Source organism: Mesorhizobium sp. B2-4-13, from assembly GCF_006658535.1.
GTDB classification, from domain to species: domain Bacteria; phylum Pseudomonadota; class Alphaproteobacteria; order Rhizobiales; family Rhizobiaceae; genus Mesorhizobium; species Mesorhizobium australicum.
Window position 1 is genome coordinate 136,256 of sequence record NZ_VFVB01000008.1, and the last position, 25,719, is coordinate 161,974.

Annotated in this window: 22 protein-coding genes; 17 read left to right on the forward strand and 5 right to left on the reverse strand. The window is 63.9% G+C overall.

The window, feature by feature from the left end; translation table 11 throughout:
* Positions 1-67 precede the first annotated feature (67 nt).
* Entirely contained in the window at positions 68-883 is an 816-nt protein-coding gene (locus FJ936_RS21800; protein ID WP_140788491.1) for an oxidoreductase, read from the reverse strand.
* Positions 884-1,068: 185 nt separating this feature from the next.
* On the opposite strand from FJ936_RS21800, the gene FJ936_RS21805 reads away from it, so the two are divergent.
* Positions 1,069-1,521, forward strand: a complete 453-nt coding sequence (locus FJ936_RS21805; RefSeq protein WP_140788494.1) for a helix-turn-helix domain-containing protein — start codon at positions 1,069-1,071, stop codon at positions 1,519-1,521.
* A gap of 69 nt (positions 1,522-1,590) precedes the next feature.
* Here the strand turns inward: FJ936_RS21805 and FJ936_RS21810 are convergent, their stop codons facing one another.
* A complete protein-coding gene (locus tag FJ936_RS21810) occupies positions 1,591-2,502 on the reverse strand; it encodes a transcriptional regulator GcvA (protein WP_015316903.1) in 912 nt (303 codons plus the stop codon).
* A gap of 216 nt (positions 2,503-2,718) precedes the next feature.
* Here FJ936_RS21810 and FJ936_RS21815 point away from each other — a divergent pair, with 216 nt between their 5' ends.
* The 3 genes from FJ936_RS21815 to FJ936_RS21825 all read left to right on the forward strand — a co-directional run bounded on the left by FJ936_RS21815 (position 2,719) and on the right by FJ936_RS21825 (position 4,997).
* Positions 2,719-2,916, forward strand: coding sequence for a DUF1127 domain-containing protein (locus tag FJ936_RS21815; protein ID WP_140788497.1), 198 nt, complete (start codon positions 2,719-2,721; stop codon positions 2,914-2,916).
* Positions 2,913-3,809, forward strand: a complete 897-nt coding sequence (locus FJ936_RS21820) for an NmrA family NAD(P)-binding protein (protein ID WP_140788499.1) — start codon at positions 2,913-2,915, stop codon at positions 3,807-3,809. The genes FJ936_RS21815 and FJ936_RS21820 overlap by 4 nt, the downstream gene beginning before the upstream one ends.
* 87 nt (positions 3,810-3,896) lie before the next feature.
* Positions 3,897-4,997, forward strand: a complete 1,101-nt coding sequence (locus tag FJ936_RS21825; protein WP_140788501.1) for a KamA family radical SAM protein — start codon at positions 3,897-3,899, stop codon at positions 4,995-4,997.
* Positions 4,998-5,005: 8 nt separating this feature from the next.
* Here FJ936_RS21825 and FJ936_RS21830 read toward each other — a convergent pair whose 3' ends face one another.
* From FJ936_RS21830 to FJ936_RS21840, 3 genes are read right to left on the reverse strand one after another with little or no spacing between them, the layout of a single operon-like run.
* Entirely contained in the window at positions 5,006-5,650 is a 645-nt protein-coding gene (locus FJ936_RS21830; protein WP_140663406.1) for a 4'-phosphopantetheinyl transferase superfamily protein, read from the reverse strand.
* Positions 5,647-6,123, reverse strand: coding sequence for a GNAT family N-acetyltransferase (locus FJ936_RS21835; RefSeq protein WP_140788503.1), 477 nt, complete (start codon positions 6,121-6,123; stop codon positions 5,647-5,649). The genes FJ936_RS21830 and FJ936_RS21835 overlap by 4 nt, the downstream gene beginning before the upstream one ends.
* A 30-nt stretch (positions 6,124-6,153) precedes the next feature.
* Positions 6,154-10,272: a Pls/PosA family non-ribosomal peptide synthetase gene (locus FJ936_RS21840; RefSeq protein WP_181171130.1), complete on the reverse strand. Its 4,119-nt coding sequence runs from the start codon at positions 10,270-10,272 to the stop codon at positions 6,154-6,156.
* A 657-nt stretch (positions 10,273-10,929) separates the two neighbouring features.
* Here FJ936_RS21840 and FJ936_RS21845 point away from each other — a divergent pair.
* The 13 genes from FJ936_RS21845 (at position 10,930) to minE (ending at position 25,686) form a co-directional block, all read left to right on the forward strand.
* Positions 10,930-11,175 carry a DUF680 domain-containing protein gene (locus tag FJ936_RS21845; RefSeq protein ID WP_140788507.1) on the forward strand — a complete coding sequence of 82 codons (246 nt, stop codon included), beginning with the start codon at positions 10,930-10,932 and terminating at the stop codon, positions 11,173-11,175.
* Positions 11,176-11,305: 130 nt separating this feature from the next.
* Positions 11,306-12,277: an MBL fold metallo-hydrolase gene (locus FJ936_RS21850; RefSeq protein WP_140788509.1), complete on the forward strand. Its 972-nt coding sequence runs from the start codon at positions 11,306-11,308 to the stop codon at positions 12,275-12,277.
* Positions 12,278-12,308: 31 nt separating this feature from the next.
* On the forward strand, positions 12,309-12,788 hold the full coding sequence (locus tag FJ936_RS21855; protein WP_140617977.1) for a tetratricopeptide repeat protein: 480 nt from the start codon (positions 12,309-12,311) through the stop codon (positions 12,786-12,788).
* Positions 12,789-13,081: 293 nt separating this feature from the next.
* On the forward strand, positions 13,082-13,588 hold the full coding sequence (locus FJ936_RS21860) for a DoxX family protein (protein WP_140725199.1): 507 nt from the start codon (positions 13,082-13,084) through the stop codon (positions 13,586-13,588).
* Positions 13,589-13,708: 120 nt separating this feature from the next.
* Positions 13,709-14,308 carry a BA14K family protein gene (locus FJ936_RS21865; protein WP_140788511.1) on the forward strand — a complete coding sequence of 200 codons (600 nt, stop codon included), beginning with the start codon at positions 13,709-13,711 and terminating at the stop codon, positions 14,306-14,308.
* Positions 14,309-14,428: 120 nt separating this feature from the next.
* Positions 14,429-14,752, forward strand: a complete 324-nt coding sequence (locus tag FJ936_RS21870) for a DUF2934 domain-containing protein (RefSeq protein WP_015316915.1) — start codon at positions 14,429-14,431, stop codon at positions 14,750-14,752.
* Positions 14,753-14,946: 194 nt separating this feature from the next.
* The gene (locus tag FJ936_RS21875) at positions 14,947-15,234 is read left to right on the forward strand and encodes a hypothetical protein (RefSeq protein ID WP_015316916.1); all 288 of its coding nucleotides are present in this window, start codon (positions 14,947-14,949) and stop codon (positions 15,232-15,234) included.
* Between the two features lie 56 nt (positions 15,235-15,290).
* Positions 15,291-15,440: a hypothetical protein gene (locus tag FJ936_RS21880; RefSeq protein WP_127204769.1), complete on the forward strand. Its 150-nt coding sequence runs from the start codon at positions 15,291-15,293 to the stop codon at positions 15,438-15,440.
* A gap of 181 nt (positions 15,441-15,621) precedes the next feature.
* The gene (locus tag FJ936_RS21885) at positions 15,622-21,360 is read left to right on the forward strand and encodes a HAMP domain-containing protein (RefSeq protein ID WP_246680510.1); all 5,739 of its coding nucleotides are present in this window, start codon (positions 15,622-15,624) and stop codon (positions 21,358-21,360) included.
* A gap of 3 nt (positions 21,361-21,363) precedes the next feature.
* Positions 21,364-23,421, forward strand: a complete 2,058-nt coding sequence (locus tag FJ936_RS21890) for a response regulator (RefSeq protein ID WP_141906968.1) — start codon at positions 21,364-21,366, stop codon at positions 23,419-23,421.
* Between the two features lie 158 nt (positions 23,422-23,579).
* On the forward strand, positions 23,580-24,431 hold the full coding sequence (gene minC, locus FJ936_RS21895; RefSeq protein ID WP_141906969.1) for a septum site-determining protein MinC: 852 nt from the start codon (positions 23,580-23,582) through the stop codon (positions 24,429-24,431).
* A gap of 170 nt (positions 24,432-24,601) precedes the next feature.
* Positions 24,602-25,417, forward strand: coding sequence for a septum site-determining protein MinD (gene minD, locus FJ936_RS21900; protein ID WP_015316922.1), 816 nt, complete (start codon positions 24,602-24,604; stop codon positions 25,415-25,417).
* Positions 25,414-25,686 carry a cell division topological specificity factor MinE gene (gene minE / locus FJ936_RS21905; RefSeq protein WP_141906970.1) on the forward strand — a complete coding sequence of 91 codons (273 nt, stop codon included), beginning with the start codon at positions 25,414-25,416 and terminating at the stop codon, positions 25,684-25,686. Before minD ends, minE begins: the two co-directional genes overlap by 4 nt.
* The last annotated feature ends 33 nt before the right edge of the window (positions 25,687-25,719 follow it).

A 25,719-nucleotide genomic window follows, 5' to 3' on the forward strand; every position in this document is an offset into this window, starting at 1 on the left:
GTCGGCCGCAGCAGCGGATGTCTGGCGTCTCAAAACTGGCCCGCCGAACAGTGGCTACGCGCCTTTGTCACGACGGCAGGTTCATCTGTTTTCGGAGGCTTTTGTCGAAGGCATGCGCGGGAACAAACCGTCGCAGCAGGTATAGGCGATGCGCCTGCTTGCTGGTGGGATAGCGCAGCTTCGGCGATGTCGCGGTGGCCGCGGTGACGACCGCCTGGCCGACGACCTCGGGAGCATCGCCGGTTTCGATCGCCCTGTTCCAGACCGCGGTTGCCGTTGCCCGCGCCTGGTCATAGACACTCATCATCCTGTCCGGCTTCGTCGCATTGTGATCGAGAGCCGTACGGGTGAAGGCCGGTTCGACCAGCAGGACGCGAATACCGAAGGGGCGGACCTCATGGTCCAGCGACTCGGAGTAGCCCTCGACGGCATGTTTCGTGGATGTGTAGAGCGCGCTGAACGGGCTGGGGACAAAGCCGACAACCGAGCTGATGTTGACGATCCGGCCGCCGCCCTGACGTCGCATGATCGGCAGCACCTCGTTTGTGACGCGGATGAGACCGAAGACGTTGACGTCGAAAAGGGTCTTTGCCTGTTCAACGGACGATTCTTCCGCACCCGCGATCAGTGCATTGCCAGCATTGTTGACCAGCAGGTCGATGCGCCCGACCTGGCTTATCACTTGCGACACCATGCTTGCGACGGAGTCCGCGTCGGTCACGTCGCAGCTCAGCATCGTGATCCCGGGCGGTGACCCGGTCGCGGCTTTCCGGCTCGTGCCGAAGACGCGGTAGCCGGCCGACTGAAGGGCTTTGGCTGTCGCAAGCCCGATGCCGCCCGCTGCTCCGGTGACGACGGCGACGCCGCGATTTTTGTTGTTCATTTCAATATCCTTCGAGATGCATGATCATGACGGTTTGTGCCGACGGACTTGTCAGCCGTGTACGCTCAGATGAAGCACTCCCAGCGGCGCGATGACCGGCCGTCACCATCATTTTTCGGTGGAACGGCCTCGCGAGATCAGATACTATCAAATCAGTAGTAAGTCACTATCAAAATGGTATCGTCGTGAAGAATCTTTCCAACCAGCCCTGTTTGATCGCCCGCAGCCTCGGCACGATGGGTGACACGTGGAGCATGCTGATCATGCGCGATGCCCATGCGGGGCTCAGCCGTTTCGACGAATTTCGCAAGAACCTCGGCATCGCTCCGACGATGCTGACTAGCCGGTTGGCGACCTTGACGCAGGAAGGGCTGCTGGAGAAACGGCGATATTCGGAGCGGCCGCCACGGGATGAATATGTGCTGACCGAGGCCGGTCGGGATTTGCTTCCGGTGCTGTTCTCGCTCGCCGCCTGGGGCAGCAAGCACCGGGGCGGTGGCAATTTCACTCGGTTCTTCGACGCCGAGACAGGAACCGAAATCGACCCAGTCAGCATCGATCGCGGGACCGGAACGCCGATCGGGAGCCGTCCCATACGGATCGTGACGCCCAAGCTGCCTGACGGCCCGTCGGACTGACTGGATGCGCCGGAGCGAAAGGCGATAGCTGGCCGGCAAGAGAGGGAATTCAGGTGGGCGTTCCTCGGATCAGCCGCTCTTCTTCGCACCAATCCAGTCGGCCGCCACTTCGGCGAACAGCCAGTCGCGGAACGCCCTGATCTTTTTCTGGCGCAGCGCGCCTTCGGGATAGACGACGTAGTAGCTGGCCGCCGATTTCAGCGCGAGATCGAAGGGCCGGACCAGCCGGCCTGCCGCGAGGTCGGCCGAGACCAGCGCGCTGCGGCCGAGCAGCACGCCTTCGCCATGCACGGCGGCCTCGACGGCGAAGGTGGCGGAATCGAAGCGCACGCCGCGTGTGGGGTCGATGCCTTCGACACCGGCCTGCTCAAGCCATGTCGCCCAGTCGATGCGAAAGGCGTCGTGGATCAGTTTGTGGTGCCTGAGGTCCGCTGGCAGATGCAGCGGATGCTCGCCTTGCAGCAGTTCCGGGCTGCAGACGGGGAAAACCTCCTCGTCGGCGAGGAATTCCGCCGTCACCCCGCTATAGCCGCCGCGGCCGTAGCGGATGGATATGTCGATGCCGTCGCTGACGAAATCGGCCAGCACGCCCGAAGTCGCCAGCCGCACGTCGATGTCGGGATTGGCGCGATGGAAACGATGCAGCCTCGGCACCAGCCAGCGGCCGGCGAAACCGTCGGACGTGCTGACATTGAGGATGCGCGTCGAGCGGTCGGGTGTGGCGGCGATGGTGGCGGCGGCGATCTGGTCGAGCGCCTTGCCGACCTCCGCCGCATAGGCCGCGCCCACGCCCGTGAGGCGCACGGAGCGTGTGCCGCGATCGAACAGCTGGATGCCCAGCCTGTCCTCTATGTTGCGGATGGCGCGGCTGACCGCGCCATGGGTGAGGTTGAGCTCCTCGGCGGCCTTGGAGAAACTCAAATGCCTGGCCGCCGCGTCGAAGGCGGGCAAAGCGGTGAGGGGCGGCAGTCTGCGCGGCATCGGATCGACCTGTGAGTGTTGCTCACAAATCGTGCACAAAGAGTCGTTTGTCGTCCAGCCCTCAATGGCCCAATATTCAGGCGTACCAAGCATCCACACCGGCTCTCCGGTTCATCGATGCGCTGAATTGATCAGACAAGTGTGAGCAATCGTCATGCTCGCCCCACTCGGGCGACATCGGCAGGCTTGCGCCCAGTGAAACACAGGAGACGGATTATGACCTTGACCCTTCGACCCATCGGCGCCGCGATGAGCGGCCTTGCCATGCGAAGCGCGGCAGCGTTCGAGCGCCGCCGCACATTGCGCCAGATCTCCCGGCTTTCCGATCGCCGTTTGCATGACATCGGCCTGGAACGCGACTGGGATGGTTCGATCCTTGCTAACGAAATTCTGGGCAATGGGAGGGCGATATGACCAGCACCCTGATCATTGGCGCCACCGGACTGCTCGGCAGCGAGATGGCCAAGGCCAGCGCGCGCAATGGCGACAGCCTCCATGTCTTGGTGCGGCAGGCAACGTCGGCCAATGAAGCGCGGATGCGCCCGCTGAAGGACCTCGGCGCCACCGTGCATGTCGGCGATCTCGACGACTATGACAGCCTCGTGCGCGCCGTCGGCAAGGTCGACCGCGTCGTCAGCTCGGTGCATGTGGGGTCGGCCAGCGAGATGACGCTGGTGCGCGCCATCAGGGATGCCGGTATCTCCCGCTATGTCCCGTCCGCCGGCTTCGGCCTCGACTTTGCCGCCGCCGCACCCGGCTCGATCGAACCGCTCGACATCAAGCGGGCCGTCTTCGACGCGGTCCGTGAGGCCGACCTGCCCTATACGGTGATCTACACCAACGGCTTCTTCTCGACCTGGGTGGCGACGCTGGGCGACCTGACGCGCTTCGGCTCGACGCCGCTGCCACCCGACGAGGTGACGCTCTATGGCGAGGGCAACGTGCCGGCGACCTTCGTCAGCGAGAAGGATATCGCTGCGGTCACCATGCGCGCACTGGAGGATGCCAATGCTGTTCGCAGCGAGATACGGATCGCACAAAACAAGATCACCCAAGGTGAAATGATCGAGCTGTGGCGGCAAGTGAGCGGCCGTTCGCCCCGCGTCAAGCAGATGAGCGCCGAGGAGCTGGAGGCGCTGATCGCGGCGGTTCCCGGCCTTGGATTGCTGCGCGCATTCTGGATCCGCGGCGAGACCGCGCTCGAGACGGCTACGCCTGAAGCGGGCGCGCGTTATCCGGAGCTGAGGTTTGAAAGCATCGAAAGCGCTTTTGTGGCGATGGCTGGCGCGGATGGACATAGGTTGTGAAGGCGGCGGACATGGTTGGCGTTGCGACAGCGGTTGACCGCGCTGTCCATCCGGCCGATAGGTCCGCGCAAACAGCCGAGACGCCCGATGCCCAATCTCAAAGATGCGACCCGCGCCGCCGACAGCGCCTGGCAGGAGGATGTCCGCGCCGGCGTGCGCCATGCGCGTGACCTCGCTTCCCTGCCGCTCTCGCCGGCCGAGCGCGAAGCCGCGCACGCCGCCGCGGCGCTTCACAAGGTGCGGGCGCCAAAGGCCTATCTCGACTTGATCGACTGGAACGATCCCGCCGATCCGATCCGGGCGCAGGTGATCCCGTCGCCTGGGGAATTGGACGAGGCGGAGGGTGAGCTTGGCGACCCGATCGCCGATCACGAATTCAGCCCGGTGCCGCGGCTGACGCATCGCCATGCGGATAGGGTGCTGTTGTTCCCGACCTATCAATGCGCGGTCTATTGCCGATTCTGCTTCCGCAAGGAATCGCTGACGTCGATCGGCCGTGGTTATACGCGCGAGGCGCTGGAGCCGGCGCTGGCCTACATATCGGACCATCCCGAAATCCGCGAAGTGATCCTGACCGGCGGCGATCCGCTGTCGCTGCCCGACAAGGCACTGGCCGAGATCCGGGCGCGCATCGAGGACATTGCCCATGTGCGGTTGCTGCGCCTCCACACGCGCGTGCCGGTGGCACTGCCGTCGCGCATCACGCCAGGGCTGGTCGCGGCGCTGCAGGGTCAGCTGATGGTGACGGTGGTCACCCACTTCAACCACGCGCGCGAGATCACCGACGCCACCGAAGTGGCCTGCCGCGCCTTGCGACAGGCCGGCTTCGTGATGCTCAACCAGAGCGTTCTGCTGAAGGGCGTCAACGATACGGTCGAAGCGCTGGAAGAGCTCTGCCGCGAGCTGATGTACCGGCTGGGGATAAAACCCTACTACCTCCACCATGGCGATCTCGCACGCGGCATGGCACACAGGCGCACCACGATCGCGCAGGGGCAGGCGCTGGTGGAAGCGCTGCGCGCGCGCCTGTCGGGCATCTGCAACCCTGTCTATGTGCTCGACCTGCCCGACGGGGGAGGGAAAGTGCCGCTTGGACCTTGCCATGTCGAGGAACAGGACGGGCAGCGCTGGCGCATACGTGGGCTGGATGGTGCGGTGAGGGCCTATCGAGAGGTGGTTGGCGAATAGGCCAACGCCTATCTGGCAACAAACGCCAGCACGACCACGCGCGGGGCGATACAGTGTGCGAGGCTGACCTTGCGGCCCGTCCTCGTTGTCGCGTGGCCGGTTTCGAGGTCCACGGCGATATCCTCATAGCCCAGCACCTCGCGATCCAGCGGATAGGCGGCCTTGTAGACCGCTTCCTTGGCGGCGAAAAGGATGCGGCCGGCAAGCTGCCGGTCGGCGGCGTCGATCCGGTCTTCGGGAATTGCCACGAGCGAGAAAATCTCATCGGGCAGGGGCAGCGCCGGCTCGACGTCGATGCCGAGCGAGGCGATGCGGCCAACAGGCGCGACCGCCGCCACGGCCATGTCGTCGTCATGCGCGAGCGAGCCCGTTATCCCGTCCGGCCATGCGGGTGCACCGGACGGCGTGCGCAAGAGGGCGAAACCGTCGAAGCCGGCATCCGTCAGCAGTCGGTGCGCGAGCAATCGCGCCGCGCCGCTGGCCCGCCGCATGGACGGCTGGCGAGCGGGGATGGAGCGTGCTTCCGCCGGCAACAGATGGGTCTCGTCGCCTTCGCGGATGATCCGGCAACCGGTGCGGACCCCGGCAGGAGCCATGGCGGCCATGGCGCGCGCCATGGCGATTTCCTCGGACGGATCGGCGGGCGGCGTCATCGGTCGCCGGTGGGCAGAATGAGATCCGCGATCATTTCGCCGTCCTCGTCGAGCCCCTGTTCGACGAAACCGGCACTGCGATAAAGCTGCCGCGCCGCCTCGTTCTCCGGTTCGTAGCAGATCGACACGTGCCTGATGTGGCCGAGCCCGCCGATTTCCTCCAGCACTTCACGCAACGCGGCCTTGCCGTAGCCCCGGCCTTGCCAGGCGCGGTCGATCATGAAGCGGTAGATGCGCGCCTCGTCATCGTCCCGTGGTGCCTCGTACATAAGGAATCCCACGATCTGGTCGCCTGCCATGACGGCGCGTGGCCGCGCGTCCCGATCGGATCTGGCCTCACGCAGGGAGGCTGCATTGCTGGCGACGAAATCCATCTGCTCCGGCGCCAGCTGCAATGCGGTGACCAAAGCGCGATTGGCTGGGGTCACCGGGCCGATCCGGATGTCCGCGGTGCTTCCGGATCGCTCTGCCACGTGGCCCTCCGACGATTTCGGGATCGAGCGTCAGGACGACGCCCTGGAGCCGTCTTCCATGACCGGCTCGACGAACCGGTGCAGCTTGGCCGGATTGCCGCGCCAGATCGAGTTGGGCTCCAACTCCTCGCCCTTCATCACGAAGGAATCGGCATCGACCATCGATCCTTTGCCCATCACCACGCCGTAATGGACAAAGGCGGAAGGTCCGAGCGTGCAGCCATCGCCGATACGGATGAAGTCGGACTTGAACGCACCTTCTTCCAGCGAGTGGGCCTGGATGACGCAGCCTTCATTGAGCGTGACGTCATCGCCGATCACCACGAGGGAACGCTCGGTCAGGTTGGCGCCGCCGTCATAGACGCGCTTGCCCACCTTGACCCCAAGCATGCGCAGGATCATCGGCCGGAACGGGGTGCCGGCGAACAGGCGCACAACAGGCGAATCCGCGAGCTTCCAGTGGCGCTCGTGGCGCCAGAATGTGACGTCGTAGATCGTCGTTATCTGCGGCTTCAGCTTGCGAAAACCGAGGCTTGCCCGCTCGACGAAGATGTAGAACGGAATGGTGATCGCCGAGGTCAAAAGCACCGCCACGAAGAGGGCGATCTCAGCCCATTCGGTGTAGTAGTTCAGTGCCCGGTCCCAGATCGCCAGCGTGGCGAACAGCATGATCCATTGCGTCGCCATGAACAGGAGGATCGTCACCAGGTTGTGACGGTTCTTGAGCGGGATGCGCTGGCGTCGGTCTTGCTCGTCGATGCCGGCGATGAGTTCCTTGTCGCGGTTCACCATGCGCGGGATTTCAAAGGGCGGCGAGCCGAGAAGGCCGACATTCTCGCGCAATGGCCCGTCGATGGGGACCATCACCTTGGTGCCGAGCAGGACGTTGTCGCCCGTGCGTCCATCCGGCGGATAGTAGATGTTGTTGCCGAGATAGTTGCGCTCGCCGATCCGGGTCGACTCGAGCCGGAACGCGGAAGCGGACTTGTGCATGTTGATCATGAAAAGCCCGTCCGACACCATGGTCTGGGTGCCGATCTCGCACAGGAGCGGGTTTTCGTGCTGCTGGTTGGAGCCGAAATTGGAGCCCGTCTGCACCACCTTATTGAGGTTCCAGCCGATGGCGCTCATGTAATGGACGATGGCCGAGCTATCACCGAACAGCAGCCCGAGCACGCGGGAGTTGCTCGAGAACTCGGCAACCGTCTGCAGCCAGTAGCGGAAGCCATAAAGCGTGTAAGTACGGCCGGGTTTCAGGATCAGGCTGAACAGGCGCGGCACCACCGTGGCGGCGAAAAAGGCCGCGGCGATGTAGCCGAACAGCGTGACCGTGGTGCCGATCGCCACAATGCCGATGGTCTCCTGATAGTCGTCGCCGACATTCTCCCAATAGCTGTGGAACAAAAGCGGCAGCGGGGTGACGATGGCAAACAGGCCTATTAGCTGCACGGCCTCATAGAGGAAGCGCCGGATGCGGGGAGGATTGACGTTGCGCACCTTGCAATAGTCCGCCGTGGTCGGCACCGCGGGCGATCCATGCCAGTGTTCGCCGTCGGGGATGCTTTGCCCGTGCTGCAGCGAGGAGGAATGACCGAGCTGGCCGCCGTCGCCGATCGCGGTGTCGATGTCGAGCGTGCAGCCGACGCCGACGAAGGCGTCGCGGCCGATGGTCAGCGGCCCGGTGTGGATATAGCCGGCCTGGGCGCGATAGCCGAGGATCAATGATTCCTTGCGCAGGATCGTTCGGTCGCCAATCGAAATCAGGTCCGTGCACACCGGCACGGCCCGGGATTCGATGACCACGTTCTTGCCGATCCTGGTTCCCAGAAGCTGCAGGTAGAGGCTGTAGAGCGGGCTTCCGCGGAACAGCACGACGGGTGCCGTGCGGATCAAGGTTTTGACCACCCAGAAGCGATAGTAGCGCAGGCCCCAGATCGGGAACGCTTCCGCCTTCCAGCGGCCGACCAGCAGCCATTTGGCGGCAATGGCGAAGCCCGACATGCCGAAGAACACGCCGGCCGAGAGCACCACGCACCTGACATAAAGCTGCAGCGGGTCGTCGAGCGTGTCATAGACCCAGTTGAGGCCGTCATTGATCGCCCACAAGGCCACGTAGCTGTAGAGCGCGTAAAACAGCAACTGCGCCGCGCCGCAGGTCCAGTAGACGAAATTGGACGCCTGGCGGGTGAGAACGGGCTCGTTGGTGGCCGTCGTCATCTCTTCCGCCACGCTCAGGTGCTTGGCCAGGCGCGCCACCGTCGGATAGAGATAGATGTCGCGCATCGACGTCGTCGCCCATTCCTTGCGGGTGCGCACACGCGCGCAAAAATGCGCCATCAGCAACGAGTTGGCGCCGAGATCGTCGAAGAAATTGTCCTCGACGGACACATCGTCGAACTTCAGCACGGCGCATAGCGCGTCGGCCAGGAAACGCTCGTCGTCATTGCCGGGCGGCACCATGGCGCGATCGGCCGAGAGCCGGACGCTGGTTGGTTTGGGCAACTGGCGAAGGTCGACCTTGTTGGAGACCGTCATCGGGATCGCCGGCAGTTCCTCCAGATAGGAGGGCACCATGTAGTCGGGCAGACGTCGCTTCATCGTCTGGGCAATGTCGGCGCGCGAGAGCGCCGGCTGGCCGGCCTTGGGCGCGTAATAGGCAACGAGTTCGACGCGGCCGGGCTCGATCTCCCAGGTGGTGACGGCGGCCTGCGCGATCTCGGGCTGGTCGAGCAGCACGGCCTCGATCTCGCCGAGTTCAATGCGATAGCCGCGGATCTTCACCTGGGTATCGATGCGCCCGGCATACTCGATCTCGCCGGCGTCACTGATCCGGCCAAGGTCGCCGGTGCGGTAGATGCGCTTCGACGGGTTGTTCGGCAGGCCGAGGAAATCGGCGATGAATTTCTGTTCGGTCAGGTCCGGCCGGTTGAGATAGCCGACCGCCAGCCCGATGCCTGCAATGCCGATCTCGCCCAGTTCGCCGGGTTCGGCGAGCCGCGGCAGCGAAGGGTCGAGAATGACGATCGAGTAGGTGGGCAGCGGCGCGCCGATCGTCACCGGCCGGTCCGGCGTCAGTGCACCCATGGTTGCCGTGACGGTCGCCTCGGTCGGGCCATAGGTGTTGAGGATCTGCCGGCCGGGCTTCGACCAGCGCACCACCAGATTGTGCGGGCAGGCCTCGCCGCCGACCAGCAGCGTGCGCAGGCTGGGCACGTCCGATGTCATGGACGACAGAAGCGTCGGGCTGCAGGCCATGCAGGTGATGTCGTGATGGCGCAGGAAATCGGCGAGCTCCTCGCCCACGAGAGGCATCTGGCCTGGTGCCGGCACGACCGTCGCGCCGGCGACGAACGGCACCCAGATCTCCTCGGAGGAAAAGTCGAAGGCGATGGTCATGCCCTGGTACACGCGATCGCCCGGCCGGTAGCCGTAGGATGCGGCGGCGACGCGGATGAAGTTGACGAAGCTCTGGTGGCGGATGGCCACGCCCTTCGGCCTGCCGGTCGTGCCGGACGTATACAGGATGTAGCAGATGTCTTCGACCGCCGTGGGGGCCGGCGCCTTGTGCGGCTTCAGCGGCGCGTCGGACTGGGCTGATATTTCGGCGGCGGCGCTGTCGATCAACAGGTGCGGAACCGGCAGCTGGTCGGCCCGCGAAGCGTAGGTGGCGATGGTGACGACCAGGCTGACGCTGGCGTCTTCGATGATGAGCGCCATGCGCTCTTGCGGAAAGGCGGTGGCCAGCGGCACGAAGGCGGCACCCGCCTTCGCCACGGCGAGCAGGGCCACATAGGTTTCCGCGGACCGGTCGAGGATGAGCCCGACACGGTGACCCGGCCGCACGCCGCGCTTGACCAGCAGGCGAGCAAATTGGTTGGCGCGCTTGTCCAGCTCCCGATAGGTCCAGGTGCGGCCCTCGGAGATCACTGCCGGCAGCGTGGCGAATGTTCCGGCGAGTTGCTCGAAGACTTTGTCGAGCCGCTCGTCCGGTTGGCCTGCCCGGGCAAAATCGGCGCCCGCCAGGACCTGGCCGTGCGCTCCGGAGGCAATTCCCGCAAGTGCATCGACGCTGTCGGAGCTGGTCTCGGGCCCTGCGCCCAATCGTGCCGCTTCCCTGTCCAGTTCGGCGATATCGATACCGTGGTCCATTTCCAAACTTTCTCGTCCTGGCAAGCCGTTACAGGCACATCTCGGTCACGCCGCCGCGCCGGCGGGCATTGCCGGCTGTACCGTCGCTGCAATTTGATCGTTGTTCATGGAGGGGGAATGACTGAAGCTTCCAGAACGGAAGATTCCGGAATTCAGACCGGCGATCGCCGGCCGCACCCTCTTTGGCCGGGCGGTTATCACGGAATCGACCGCCCCGTCTTCACAGTTTCGGGAGCATGGGCGTAGGGCGCAAGCGCGCGCATTGCCTGGGCGCTGCCGGCGGCGAGCGACATGCCGGGCGGGGCACCCATCGATCCGTTCGAACCTCGTTGCATTGCCGTACCCAATTCCGTGCGCCCGTGTCCGTGCGCCTGTGTCCGTGCGCCTGTGTCCGTGCGCTTGTGCGGCGGCCAGATTTCCGGCCGTTGAGGGATGCTTATGCCATCCGATCTTTTCGCCAGTTTTTCCGAACTGTTGAATCTTGTTTCTGAATTGTGTCTGGGCAGCCTTCCGTAGGACCGCTTCCTGCAGTTTCAGCCCTTCCAGAAAAAAATCTCATAGCGCCCAGGAATAAAGCGCGGCCCTTGCGGGTCTTCTCTGCAAGCGGGGCAATCTTGCGGTCCGCGACCCTAGAAAACGAAACAAGGATTTACCGAAATGACCAAGCTCGCTCTCAGCGTGGCTGCGATGTTGCTTGCCTCGACTTCTGCCTTTGCCGGCAGCGACCATTTCGGCGCCAATGCCCCCAACCAGCCTGGCGCCGCCGTCGACACCAATGCCACCGCCTCGATCCCCTACGCGGCACGTCCTCATGGCGTCGATACCAAGGTGACGACCGGGCCGAGCCGGCCGGCGACCAAATCCGATGCGGACGAACCCGGCCAGGGCATCTGGGGCAACTGAGTTCACGGGTCGGCGCCGGATCCCGGCGGCGCCGATCCGATCCGCGACCAGCGACGGAGGGCCAGGGCTTGGCGCTCCGTCATTCCATTCGACCTTTCGCCTTAGCCACCACTCAACAGAGGAGATCACCATGTTCAGCATGTCACGCCGCACAGTGCTTCAATCCGCCGCCGCCGCTGCCGCCCTCGGCCTTGCCGGCAAGCTGGAATTCACCCGTCCCGCTTTCGCGCAGACGCCGGTGGAACCCACCGTCGGTTTCTACAAATACACGGTCGGCGATATCGAGGTGACCGCCGTCTATGACGGCATCTGGAAGAAGCCGCACGACCCGGCCTTCATCAAGGATGTTTCGGTCGACGATACCAAGGCAGCGCTCGCCAAGGCGGGGCTGACGACCGACTTCATGCCCATTCCGCTCACCGTAGCGGTGCTCAAGATGGGCGGCAGGCTGATCATGATGGATGCCGGCTCGGGCGTCGGCCAGTGGCAGGCCAACGCCACGCACCTGCCGGCCAACATGGCCGCCGCCGGAATCGACTACAAGGCGATCGACACCATCATGATCTCGCATTTCCACCCCGACCATGTCTGGGGCCTCATGGAGAAGGGCACCAACACGCCGGTGTTCCCCAATGCCGAGCTCATCGTCAACGCCACCGAATACAATTGGTGGACCGACCCGAGCAGGCTGGCGAAGCTGCCCGAGGGCCGCAAGCCGGCGGGCAAGCGCATCGCCGAAAACTTCCCGAAATGGAAGAACTGGAAGCTGGTCGAGGATGGCGCCGAGGTCGCGCCCGGCATCCAGATCATCGCCGCCCCCGGCCACACGCCCGGCCATTCGGTGTACCTCGCCAATTCCGGCAAGGAACAACTGATGATCTCGGCCGACACCATGTATGTGCCGGCGCTTCTCGCACCGCATCCGGAATGGCAGGGCGCCTATGACCAGGACGGGCCGACGGCGATCGCCACGCGCCACAAGATCATCGACCGGGTGATCGCGGACAACATCCGCATTTCCGGTTCGCACTTCCCGTTCCCGGGCACCGGCGTCTTCGTCAAGGACGGCAATGCCTACGGCTTCACGCCTGTCGAAATCTGAGCGCGAGCTCCCAACCCAAGCGAGACAGACAATGAAACAATCCTTTTTGGGCAAGCACGCCCTGTTCGGCCTGCTCGGCGCCATTGCCGTGCTGACCGTGGTTCCCGTCGCAACCATCATCCCAGCCTATGCGGTCGACGACATCGAGGGCGCCGACGCGCCCGACCTCACCGCCGTCAAGGCCAAGATCGACGCCAAGGATTACAAGGGCGCGCTGGCGGACCTGCGCGACCTCGCGCAGGACAACCAGCAGGCCGACGTCTACAATTTGCTCGGCTTCACGCTGCGCAAGACCGGCGACTTCACCACCGCGCTGACCTACTACAACAAGGCACTGGAGCTGAAACCCGACCACAAGGCCGCCCGCGAATATCTGGGCGAGCTCTATGTCGAAACCGGCGACATGGCCAAGGCCGATGAGCAACTGGCCTCGCTGCAGAAACTGTGCCCGACCGGCTGCGACGAGCTTTCCGACCTGCGGAAAGCCATCGATACCAAGGTGACGAAGTAAGTTCTCCCCCCGGATTGCCCCCACTTGCGAAGGGCAATTCGGGGCAATCCGACCTCCCCCTCGGGGAGAGGAGGCGCCGCCTTTCTCTTCTCCCCGCTGGGGAGAGGTGGCCGCGAAGCGCCCGGATGAGGGGCTTGGCGCTAACCCACCAAAGTTCGGGCGCTCGTGGCTGGCGCCCATTGCCGGAGCCGGCGCCTCTCCCTCGAGCCGGCTCCGGCCCTTTCAAGCATCACATTCGGCAGGCGCCGTCCTCGCGCGGCGCATGCACGGTGTCAAAATATCGGAGGCTGACCATGACCCTGAACGAACGCGCCGAGAAGCTGCACGCCCTCGCCATCAAACTCTATGTCAGGGATCTGACCCTGCTTGTCGGGCGCCTGCTCATGTCCTTCATCTTCCTGCATGAGGGGGTGACACTGGCCACCCATTTCGACGGCGCCGCCAAGGCGATGGCCGCGCAAGGCGTCGGTCTGCCGCTGTTTGTCGCCACCATCGCGTTGCAACTGGGGGCAGGGCTCTCGGTGGCAACGGGCGTGCTGACGCGGCTGGGGGCGATCGGCCTCGGCCTCTTCTGCCTGGCAACGGCCACACTGTTCCACACCAACTTCGCCAGCCAGAGCGAGCTGCTGAATTTCGAAAAGGATCTGGCGATCGCCGGCGGCATGTTCGTTCTGGCCGTAGCCGGCGCCGGCCGGATCTCGCTGGATTGGCTGCTGGCCTGCACTCTGCAGCAGCGCCAGCGCGATCGGGAAACGGTGGCGTCGCTGCTGGCGGTCGAGAACCAGTTTTCCCAGAGGTGAGGCTGCCGGTCTGAGGAGGAGCTGAGCGCGCGCGACCCGTTCAAGCGCCTGCGACACGTACTTTGCTGGAACCAGCCTTGATGCTCCGCATTCTATAAGCAGGGGCTGAAGGAGCGTGACGTGAAAGCGATTTTGGCATTGGTCGGCGGCTTTGTCTTGACCCTTGCGGTCTTCGGCAGCGGGCTGGGCTTTGCCGCCTGGTTGCTCGCCGCCAAGCCCGCGCATGAGGCAAGGCCGACCGTCAGCGTGGCGGAACTGTGGACCAGGGACGCGCGGCCGGTGAACAAGGCGGCGCAAAATCTGCAACGCTTGCCGGCCGACCAGCCCGCGCCGCCCGATATCGCCGTCAAGTCGCGGGCACCCGATCCGGCCGCGACCGGATCGATCGCGCCGGCGGCTGGAGCCGACGCGCTGCCGGCGTCCCATGTCAGTTGGTGCGCGAACCGCTACCGCTCCTACAATCCGGATGACAACAGCTACATGTCCTATAGCGGGCAGCAGCGCCCCTGCGTCTCGCCCTATCTCGACGCCGGCGACGACCAGGGCGCGCAGCCATCGGCAGCCGTCAGCTATGTCGAGGGCGGTGTCGCCCCGGCGGTCGCGACGACGGCGCTTTCCGCCGACCATGTCGATTCCTGCTTCAGCCGCTACCGCTCCTACAGGCCCGACGACAACAGCTATCAGCCATATTCCGGCGGACCCAGGCGCCAGTGCGAGTAGCCGCCGTTGCCGTGCAGGCCTGGCTGAAGGGTTGCATCTTGTCGTCCCGACGATCACGCAGATTTTTTGGATCGTTCGCACCGGCGCGGCGTTCATGCCTCACATGAGTGGAGGAATGACATGAGCGACGACCGCGACGACAAGATCAGGAACCGCGCCTACGAGATCTGGCAACGCGAAGGCGGCGGCCATGGCGACCATGAGCGGCACTGGAGCCGGGCCGAGATGGAGATCGACAGGGAAGCCGCCCTGCCGCTGACGGCGGATGACGCGCTGCCACAAACCGGCGAGATCGCGAGCTCCGACGTTCTGACGGTGGAGGAACTGGCGATCCGCGCGGGCATATCGGGCGAGGAGGCGCAGGAGCTGATCGACCGTCTCGGCACCGACCGCGCCGCGATCGAGCAAGCCGCGCGCAGCCTCAAGCCAAAGCGCGGGCGCTGAACGCGCGAGCCTTTCGAAACAACGCGTTGGTGCAACTCGATGACAAGATGATTCATCGAGCCACCGAGCGCAAAACCATGATCGCCTCGAAGCCGGCGCTCTCTTGGAGCGCTATCCCTGGTCATCTCCGACAATGTCGGAACCCTTGGCCGCCTCGGAGGTTCACCCTGTCCCACCGCAAAGGAGATGCACTCATGGACCACGCCAATCACGTAAGGCTCAGCCGCGCCGAACTGACCCCGGATACGCTTGAAGGCGCGACCATCTACGGCCCCAACGACGAGAAGATCGGCTCCGTCGACCATATGCATGGCAGCAGCCAGGTCGTCATCGACGTCGGCGGCTTCCTCGGCATCGGCGCCAAGCCGGTCGCCGTCGCCGCCAACGAACTCGATTTCATGCGCGACGAGGACGGCGACGTTCACGCCGTGACCAGCTGGACCAAGGACCAGCTGAAAGCCATGCCCGAACACCGCGACTGACAATAGGAAGGGCTCGGCGATCGTCGGGCCCTTCGTCCTTTCCTGAGGAGAGACCGATGATCAGGAAGCTGAAAGACGGAAAATATCGGCTTTATTCAAGGAAAAAGGACGAGAAGACGGGCAAGCGGCGGAATCTGGGCACGTTCGACAGCCGCGAAGCGGCGGAGAAGCACGAAAGGGAAGTGCAGTATTTCAAGCGGCATTGAAGGGATCGCTGTTGCATAGCGGTACACAGAGACCGAGGCCGCTGTAGGCCTGTCGGCCTCCTAGGGGGCCAGCAAAGCGGCGGACCTTTCAGCCGCGCTTGCAAGCCATATGGAACCAAATACGCGGCCACGCGTTAATGGCTTCGGCCTGATCCGGCCGGGGGTTCGCGTGGAGGGGTTTTTGGGCGCATCTCGGTTACCAAAAGAACAACTGGACTCTCGACAAATCCTTAGCGCTCTCAAAGCTTTTCGAAACGGCGATTTCTCCGTCCGCATCGAAAACGTCTATGATGGGCTGAGTGGCGAGATTGCAGACACGTTCAATCAAATCGTCGAACTCAATGACCAGGTGACGCGGGAATTCGCGCGGCTCAGCCGGGTGGTCGGCAAGGACGGGCGCATCAGCGAGCGCGGCCATGTCAGGAACGCCAAAGGTAGCTGGGAATCGAGCGTCCGATCGGTCAACGACCTGATCGAGGACATGGTGCAACCGACCGCCGAGGTGGCCCGGGTCATCGGCGCCGTCGCCAAGGGCGATCTGTCCCAGACCATGATGGTGGAGATCGACGGCAGGCCGCTGCGCGGCGAATTCCTGCGGATCGGCAAGATCGTCAACACAATGGTCGAGCAACTCGCCTCGTTCACTTCGGAGGTGACGCGCGTGGCGCGCGAGGTCGGCACCGAGGGCAAGCTAGGCGGTCAGGCCCGGGTCAAGGGGGTGGCGGGCACCTGGAAGGATCTGACCGACAATGTGAACGCGATGGCGACCAACCTGACGAGCCAAGTGCGCAACATCGCGGAGGTGACCACCGCAGTCGCTTCGGGCGATTTGTCAAAGAAGATCACCGTCGACGTGAAGGGCGAGATCCTGGAGCTGAAGTCGACCATCAACACCATGGTCGACCAGCTCAACTCGTTTGCCGGCGAGGTGACGCGCGTCGCGCGCGAAGTCGGCACCGAGGGAAAGCTCGGCGGCCAAGCCCGCGTCGAGGGCGTCGGTGGCACCTGGAAGGACCTGACGGACAGCGTGAACCTGATGGCCGCCAATTTGACCGGCCAGGTCCGCAATATCGCCGATGTGACGACCGCGGTCGCGCTCGGCGACCTGTCGAAGAAGATCACCGTCGACGTGAAGGGAGAGATTTTGGAGCTGAAGTCCACCATCAATACGATGGTCGACCAGCTCAACTCATTTGCCGGCGAGGTGACGCGCGTTGCACGCGAGGTCGGCACGGAGGGAAAGCTCGGCGGGCAGGCGCAGGTGCGGGGTGTCGCCGGAACCTGGAAGGATTTGACCGATAACGTCAATTCAATGGCGGCCAACCTGACCGGCCAGGTGCGCAACATCGCCGAAGTGACCACCGCGGTGGCTCTTGGCGATCTGTCGAAGAAGATCACGGTCGACGTGAAGGGCGAGATCCTGGAGCTCAAGAACACCATCAACACGATGGTGGACCAGCTGAATTCCTTCGCCTCGGAAGTGACGCGCGTCGCGCGCGAAGTCGGCACCGAGGGAAAGCTCGGCGGTCAGGCGGAAGTCCGTGGCGTCGGAGGCACCTGGAAAGACCTGACCGACAACGTCAATTTGATGGCCGCCAATCTCACCGGCCAGGTGCGCAACATCGCCGATGTGACGACGGCCGTCGCGCGGGGTGATCTCTCCAAGAAGATCACGGTCGACGTGAAGGGCGAAATCCTCGAGCTGAAGAACACCGTCAACACGATGGTGGACCAGCTCAACTCATTCGCCTCCGAAGTCACGCGCGTTGCCCGCGAAGTGGGCTCGGAGGGAAAACTCGGCGGCCAGGCCCATGTCGAGGGGGTCGGCGGCACCTGGAAGGACCTGACCGACAACGTCAACGCCATGGCCGGCAACCTGACCGTGCAGTTGCGCGATGTCTCCAAGGTCGCGACCGCGATCGCGACCGGCGATCTCACCCAGAAAATCACCGTCGATGCGCTGGGAGAGATTCTGCAGATCAAGGACGTCATCAACACGATGGTGGACCAGCTGAACTCCTTCGCATCCGAGGTGACGCGCGTTGCCCGCGAAGTGGGATCGGACGGCAAGCTTGGCGGCCAGGCACAGGTGCGCGGTGTCGCCGGCACGTGGAAGGACCTGACGGATAACGTCAACGCCATGGCCGCTAATCTGACGGGCCAGGTCCGCAACATCGCGGAAGTGACGACCGCCGTTGCGCTGGGCGACCTGTCGAAAAAGATCACGGTCGACGTTCGCGGCGAAATTCTCGAGCTCAAGGACACCATCAACACGATGGTGGATCAGCTCAACTCTTTCGCCTCGGAAGTGACGCGTGTCGCGCGCGAAGTCGGCACCGAGGGGAAGCTTGGCGGCCAGGCACAGGTGCGCGGTGTCGCCGGCACCTGGAAGGACCTGACCGACAACGTCAATTCGATGGCCGAGAATCTGACCGGCCAGGTGCGCAACATCGCCGATGTGACGACCGCTGTGGCGCGAGGCGATCTGTCGAAGAAGATCACCGTCGACGTCAAGGGCGAGATCCTGGAGCTGAAGTCCACCATCAACACCATGGTCGACCAGCTCAACTCATTCGCGGGCGAGGTGACGCGCGTGGCGCGCGAAGTCGGCACGGAGGGAAAGCTCGGCGGCCAGGCACAGGTCGAGGGCGTGGCGGGCACCTGGAAGGACCTGACCGACAACGTCAACCTCATGGCGACCAACCTGACCAACCAGGTGCGCGGCATCGCCGATGTCGTCACCGCCGTGGCGCAGGGCAATCTCAAGCGCAAACTCGCCGTCGATGCCAAGGGCGAGATCGCGTCCTTGGCGGACACCATCAACGGCATGATCGAAACGCTGGCGACCTTCGCCGATCAGGTGACCAACGTCGCCCGCGAGGTCGGCATCGAGGGCAAGCTCGGCGGCCAGGCGAGGGTGCCTGGCGCCGCCGGCCTGTGGCGCGACCTGACCGACAACGTCAATCAGCTGGCGGCGAACCTGACCACCCAGGTGCGGGCCATCGCCGAGGTGTCAACCGCGGTCACCAAGGGCGATCTTACGCGTTCGATCAGCGTCCAGGCTTCCGGGGAGGTCGCGGCGCTCAAGGACAACATCAACGAGATGATCCGCAACCTGAAGGATCAGACGCTCAAGAATGCCGAGCAGGATTGGCTGAAGACCAACCTCGCTCGGTTCTCGCGCATGCTGCAGGGCGAGCGCGATCTGGCCACGGTGTCGCGCATGATCATATCGGAACTGGCGCCGCTGGTGAACGCGCAGTATGGCGTTTTCTACGTAACCAATCGCGACGAGGATGAGTCCTATCTGGAACTGGCAGCGTCCTACGCCGCCGAGGGCAAAGCCAAGATCCGCCAGCGTGTGGACTTCCGGGAAGGCCTGATCGGTCAAAGCGCGGCCGACAAACGGGCGATCATGCTCGACGAGGTTCCCTCGAGCTTCCTGCGCATCAGCTCGGGCCTCGGCGAAGCACCGCCGGCCAGCGCCATCGTTCTGCCGGCATTGTTCGAGGAAGAGGTCAAGGCGGTCATCGAACTCGCTTCGTTTAGCCGCTTCAGCGACACGCATCGCCTGTTCCTCGAGCAATTGATGGAGTCGGTCGGCATCGTGCTCAACACGATCGCCGCGACCATGCGCACGGAAGGGCTTCTCAAGCAGTCCCAGCTTCTGACGTCCGAACTGCAGTCGCGCCAGACCGAGCTCACCAAGAAACAGGAAGAGCTTCACGCCACCAACGAGGAATTGCAAGAGAAGGCGCAGCTTCTCGAGAACGAGAAAAAGCAGGTCGAGAACAAGAATCTCGAGATCGAAATGGCCAGACGCGCACTTGAGGAGAAGGCGGAACAGCTGGCGCTGACGTCCAAGTACAAGTCCGAATTCCTGGCCAATATGAGCCACGAGCTGAGGACGCCGCTGAACTCGCTGCTGATCCTGTCCAACTTGCTCGCGACCAACCAGCAGGGCAACCTGAACGACAAGCAGATTGAGTTCGCTCGCACGATCAACTCGGCGGGCACGGATCTGCTCAGCCTCATCAACGACATACTCGATCTTTCGAAAATCGAATCCGGCACGGTTTCGATCGAGCTCAACGACATGCCGCTCGCACATCTGCGCCAGCATATGGAGCGAACCTTCCGGCAGCTTGCGGCCGACAAGGGGCTTGGGTTTACGATCAAGATCGATCAGATCCTGCCCGAGACGATCCGTACGGACGAAAAACGGCTGCAGCAGATCGTCCTTAATCTTTTGTCCAACGCCTTCAAGTTTACGTCCCAAGGCGACGTGACGCTCAGCATCCATGCAGAGCGGACCGGCCGCGCAAACGGCGCGGCGGCGCTGCCGCAAGCGCTGGCCATCGCCGTCACCGACACGGGCATCGGCATTCCGGAGGACAAGCAAAAGCTGATCTTCGAGGCGTTCCAACAAGCCGACGGCACCACCAGCCGCAAATATGGCGGCACTGGCCTCGGCCTCTCGATCAGCCGGGAAATCGCCCGCCTGCTCGGCGGCGAGTTGCGCGTCGAAAGCCAGCCTGGAACGGGATCGACCTTCACGCTTGTCATTCCCTTCGACGGCCCGCGCAGCAGCAGTCTTGCACCGCAGATCGAGCTTTCGCCGGCCGCCGTTTCCGTTGCGGCCAGCAGCACGACAGGAGCGCCGGAACTCGCCGACGACCGTGATGCGATCGATCCATCGGACAGGGTGGTGCTGATCGTGGAGGACGACCCCACTTTTGGCGGGCTGCTGCTTGGTCTTGCGCGATCGGCCGGATTGAAAGGCGTGCTCTCCACGGCCGGCTCGGGAACGCTGGCGCTTACGCGCAAGCTCATGCCCGATGCGATCACGTTGGATCTCGGCCTTTCGGACATTGATGGCTGGGTGCTTTTCGACCTTTTACGGCACGATCCGAAGACCAGGAACATACCCATCCACGTTATCTCCGGCGCCGAAGACATCGAGCTCCTCACGCGCCGAGGCGCCGCAAGCGTTTCCAGCAAGCCGGTGTCCGCCGGCGAACTTTCGCGTGTCTTCGACGACATTCAGTCGAGGACGCTCAGGACACAACGCAATGTGCTGGTCGCGGATCCGGACCCCGAGCGTCGCCTGGCGCTGGTCGAAGCCATTCGCGACGGCGTCACGTCGGTCACCGCCATCGGCCGTGTCGCGGCCAATGCCGACGGGGGTGGTATTGCCGGATATGATGCCGTCGTGTTCGGTTTTGGCCGTTCGGCCAAGGACAACGCCCAGATGCTCGATGAGATCATGTCGCAGTTCGGCGATTTTGTCCCGCGCCTGCTCTTCTTCACGCCCCATCCGGACGCCTTTCAACAGCAGATCGCCCTGCATCCGCCGCTCAGCGATGTTCCGCGTGCCGACAACTTTGCCCAGCTTGGCTTGTTGATGTCCGCAGCCCTTCCAGGCGACAGGCCCGACAAGGAAATCCTGGCTTCCGAACAACTCGACAACGCCGATCTGGCCGGGGCCAAGGTTCTGATCGTCGACGACGACATTCGCAACATCTATTCGCTGACCAGCGTGCTGGAAACTTACGGTATCGAGGTGCAGCATGCCGAGCGGGGGCGGGACGGCATAGCCATGCTTGAAGAGGCACCGGACGTCGATGTCGCCCTGATCGACATCATGATGCCCGAGATGGACGGGTACGAGACAATGCGCCGGATCCGCTCCCAGCCGGAAATCGCGCACATTCCGCTGATTTCCGTCACGGCCAAGGCGATGAAAGGAGATCGCCAGAAATGTCTGGACGCCGGCGCGTCCGACTACATCGCCAAGCCCGTCGACCTCGACCTGCTCCTCGCCCTGCTGCGGGTTTGGGTCGGCCGCTCGCGCTCGCGAGCGGGGACATCGCGGGCAGACGGCGACGACCGCAATCTGATCGCGCCCCGGCGGATTTAGCCAATGGCGGCGATGGAAGCAGAAAGCAGCGAACCGTTCGAAAAGCTGGGGCCGGTTCGCGTTCTCGCTGTCGACGACGACGCGCGAAATCTCCTTGCCATTGAGGAGGCACTTGACGGGGTCGGGCAGGTGATTTGCGCCCAGTCGGGCGACGAGGCGCTGCGCTTTCTGCTCAAGGACGACTTCGCCGTCATTCTGCTGGATGTGCTGATGCCCGGTCTCGACGGCTACGAAACCGCTTCGCTGATCCGGAGGCGCGAACGTTCGAACGCCACGCCGATCATCTTCCTGACCGCCATCAACAAGGAAGAAGCACATATGTTGCGCGGCTATGACGCCGGCGCGGTGGATTATCTGTTCAAGCCATTCGACCCGTCGATGCTGCGGTCCAAGGTCATGGTCTTCGTCGATCTCTATGAAAAGACGAGGGAAATCGAACGGAATGCGGCCAGGGAGCAACTGCTGCTTGAGCGAGCGCTGAAGGCGACCTCCGACAAGCTCGACGCCGAGCGGGCGCTGCGGCATTCCGAGGCCCGGCAGGAGACGATCCTCGCCTCGCTGCCGATCTGTTTTCACGCTCGCGCGGCCGCGGCGCCATTCGCCGCAAGCTATGTTTCCAAGGGGGTCGAGCGGTTGACGGGATTTTCTCCGGACCGGTTCATGGCGGATCCAGATTTCGGCATCAGCCGGGTCCATCCGGCTGATCGGGACGCGGTGACAAGATCGCTTTCGGCCGCCCACGAGACCGGCTCTTATGCGTGCGAGTTCCGCTGGCGATGCGCCAATGAGGAATACCGGATATTCCTCGACCAGGGAGTGGTCGCCAGGGATGGCGCCGGGCTCGAACTGCTGGGCACCATGCAGGACATCACCGAGCAGCGCCATCTGGAAAGCCAATTGCTGCAATCGCAGCGGCTCGATGCGATCGGCAAGCTGACCGGCGGACTTGCCCACGATTTCAACAATCTGCTTGCGGCGATCCTCTCCGGGCTGAGCCTGCTGGAAAGGCAAGTGAGCCTCGACGGCAAGGCGGCCCAGGTTCTCGACATGACGCGCCGCTCCGCTTCCCAGGGCAAGGACCTCATCCAGCGCATGCTCGCCTTTTCAAGGCGCCAGGATCTGAAACCGGTTGCCGTGCGGATGTCGAGCCTCGGAGACACGATGACCGGCCTTGTGGCACCGATCCTGGGCGGCCTGGTGCGCTTCGACTGGCATGTCGGTGACGACATATGGCCGGTGCATGCGGACCCGGCGCAGCTTGAGCTTGCCTTGATGAACCTGGTCTTCAATGCCCGCGACGCGATGCCTTCCGGCGGGACAATCTGCGTCAAGGCCCACAATCGCAGCGTCGGCCAGACCGGCCAGGGGCTTGCCGCGGGCGACTATGTCAGGCTTGCGGTCGAGGACACCGGGACAGGTATCGCCGCGGATGTCATCAGCAAGGTGATCGAGCCGTTCTTCACGACAAAGCCGATCGGGAAGGGCACGGGTCTGGGCCTCAGCACTGTCTATGGTTTCGCCAAGCAGTCGGGTGGCACGCTCAGGATTGACAGCGAGCTTGGCCACGGCACCACCATGGAGCTCTGGCTGCCCCGTTCACGCGAGGCGCAAGACGTCACCGCCAGGGATGAGCTCGTTTTCGAAGCCAGTGCCGCCAACAATGCCGGCACGGACCTCCCGACGGCGGTTGAGGATCAGTTGCCGACTGTTCTGCTCGTCGACGACAGTCAATCCCTGCGGGAGTTGACGGCGATGTCGCTGCGGCAATCGGGTTTCGACGTGACGGCGTTTTCCGGCGGCGCCCAGGCACTGGCCGCCATCGAAAAGGAACCGGACCGTTTCGACGTTATCGTAACCGACTTCGCCATGCCGCTCATTTCGGGCATCGACGTCATCCGCTTCGCCCGCAGCCTGCGCGCGGATTGGCCGGCACTCATCGTCACGGGCTACGCCGATGCCGAGAAGATCTCGGACCGCCCTCACGACGTGGCGTTGATCAGCAAGCCCTTCGAAGATGCCCATTTGGTAGCAGCCATTCGATCAGCTTCGCGCCGCCGCTGAAGGCCGTGGTTCGGGGGAGCCGCGCTTGTCGTCGGTCTCCGCAGGCGCTTAGCCGACCTCCCAATTTCTCGCACCAGCTGCCGAGTTGCCCCTTGCCGTTAACCATTCGTTAACCATTAACCCCCTAGCGTTTACCTCTCAGTAAGGATTCGCTGGCCGTGACCTTTGCCGCCCCCGTCGAAACAAAATCCATTCGTTTTCGCGCCCGTTCGTTCGTGGCCTTTACGCTCACGCCGGAGGCGCCGATTTCCGCCTGGCTGGAGGGGTTGGATCACTGGATCGGCAATTCGCCGGGGTATTTTGCGGGGCGGCCGGTGGTGCTCGATCTAAACGTGCTGAAGCCCGACGCGGGCGACATCGGGCTGCTGGTTGCTTCGCTCGGTGCACGGGGCATCCGGGTTTATGCGATAGAGCTTGAAGGGGCCTCGCTCGGGCTTGACCTGCCGCCGTTGCTTGGCGGCGCCAAGGAGGCCACCGCGGATGGCCTGCTGTCGCAGCCCGGCCGCAAGGGCAAGGCTGAGGCGGCTGATGAAGCCGGCAAGCTGGAAACGGTGTTTTCGGATCGCGGCAAGGATGCCGGCGAAGTCAAGGGAGGCGAGGGCAAGGCCGGCGAAGCCAGGGCCGAGGTGGGCAAGGGCAAGGCGGCCAAGGCGGAAGCCGGCGCGATCGAAACTGTCCAGGCCGGCACGCTTATGGTCAAGTCGCCGATCCGCTCGGGTCAGTCGATCTTCCATCCACATGGCGATGTCATCGTTTTGGGCTCGGTCGCGTCCGGCTCCGAAATCATCGCGGCGGGCTCTATCCATGTCTATGGCACCTTACGCGGCCGCGCCATCGCCGGCTCGCAGGGCAATCGCTCGGCACGCATCTTCTGCCGCAAGAACGAGGCTGAGCTGATTTCGGTCGACGGCTGGTACACCACCGCCGAAGAGATGGAAGGCGTCTCGCGCGGCAAGGCCGTGCAGGCCTTCCTCGAAGGCGACATGCTCGCCGTCGTGCCGCTGAACTAGGGCGGCGCGATGCTGACGCCCGGCTTCACGGTTCCGGCCCGGACAAGCGCCGAGGCACCATCGCCGCGCGCAAGCCTCGGACCGGTTTGGGATGGCATGATGGCAGGCTCTGACAACAGCCGTGCGGCGCACGGCACAACAAACGACAACAGGCAACGGAGGCTTTTTCCATGGGCAAGGTAGTGGTCGTCACATCGGGCAAGGGGGGCGTCGGCAAGACCACCTCGACGGCCGCGCTGGGTGCCGCGGTCGCCAAGACCGGCAAGAAGGTGGCGCTGGTCGATTTCGATGTCGGCCTGCGCAATCTCGACCTGATCATGGGCGCCGAGCGGCGCGTCGTGTTCGACCTCGTCAACGTCATCCAGGGTCAGGCCAAGCTGTCGCAGGCACTGATCCGCGACAAGCGCGTCGACACGCTGTTCCTGCTGCCGGCGTCGCAGACGCGGGACAAGGACGCGCTGACCGAGGACGGCGTCGGCGAGGTGATCGACAAGCTGCGTTCGGTCTTCGACTATGTCTTCTGCGACAGCCCGGCCGGCATCGAGCGCGGCGCGCAGCTCGCCATGCGCTTTGCCGACGAGGCCGTCATCGTCACCAATCCGGAAGTGTCGTCGGTGCGCGATTCCGACCGCATCATCGGTCTGCTCGACGCCCGCACCATGCGCGCCGAACAGGGCGAGCAGATCGCCAAGCATGTGCTGGTCACGCGCTATGACGCGGCGCGCGCCGCGCGGGGAGAAATGCTCTCGATCGACGACGTGCTGGAAATCCTGTCGGTGCCGCTGCTCGGCATCATCCCGGAAAGCCAGGATGTGCTGCGCGCCTCCAACCTCGGTTCGCCGGTGACGCTGTCGGAACCGCTCAACAACGCCGCCAAGGCCTATCTCGAAGCGGCACGGCGGCTTGAAGGCGAAGACTTGCCGGTGGTGGTGCCCTTCGAACGCAAGGGTTTCCTCGACCGTCTGCTCGGAAGGAGGGCCGCATGAGCATCCTCGACCTCTTCAAGCGGCGCACCAGCGCGCCGGTGGCGCGCGAGCGGCTGCAGGTGCTGCTCGCCTATGAGCGCTGCAGCCGTGGCCAGCCCGACCTCGTCTCCATTCTGCGCGAGGAAATCATGGCTGTGATCGCCAAGCATGTGCAGATCGACCAGGACTATCTCCAGGTGTCGATGGATCGGGGCGAGACCATGTCGACGCTGGAAATCGACATCCAGATCCCCAACAAGAGCGCCGTGCCGCTGGCCATGGCGGGGTAAAAACGGTGCGCCTTTTCCTCGCCCCGCTCCACA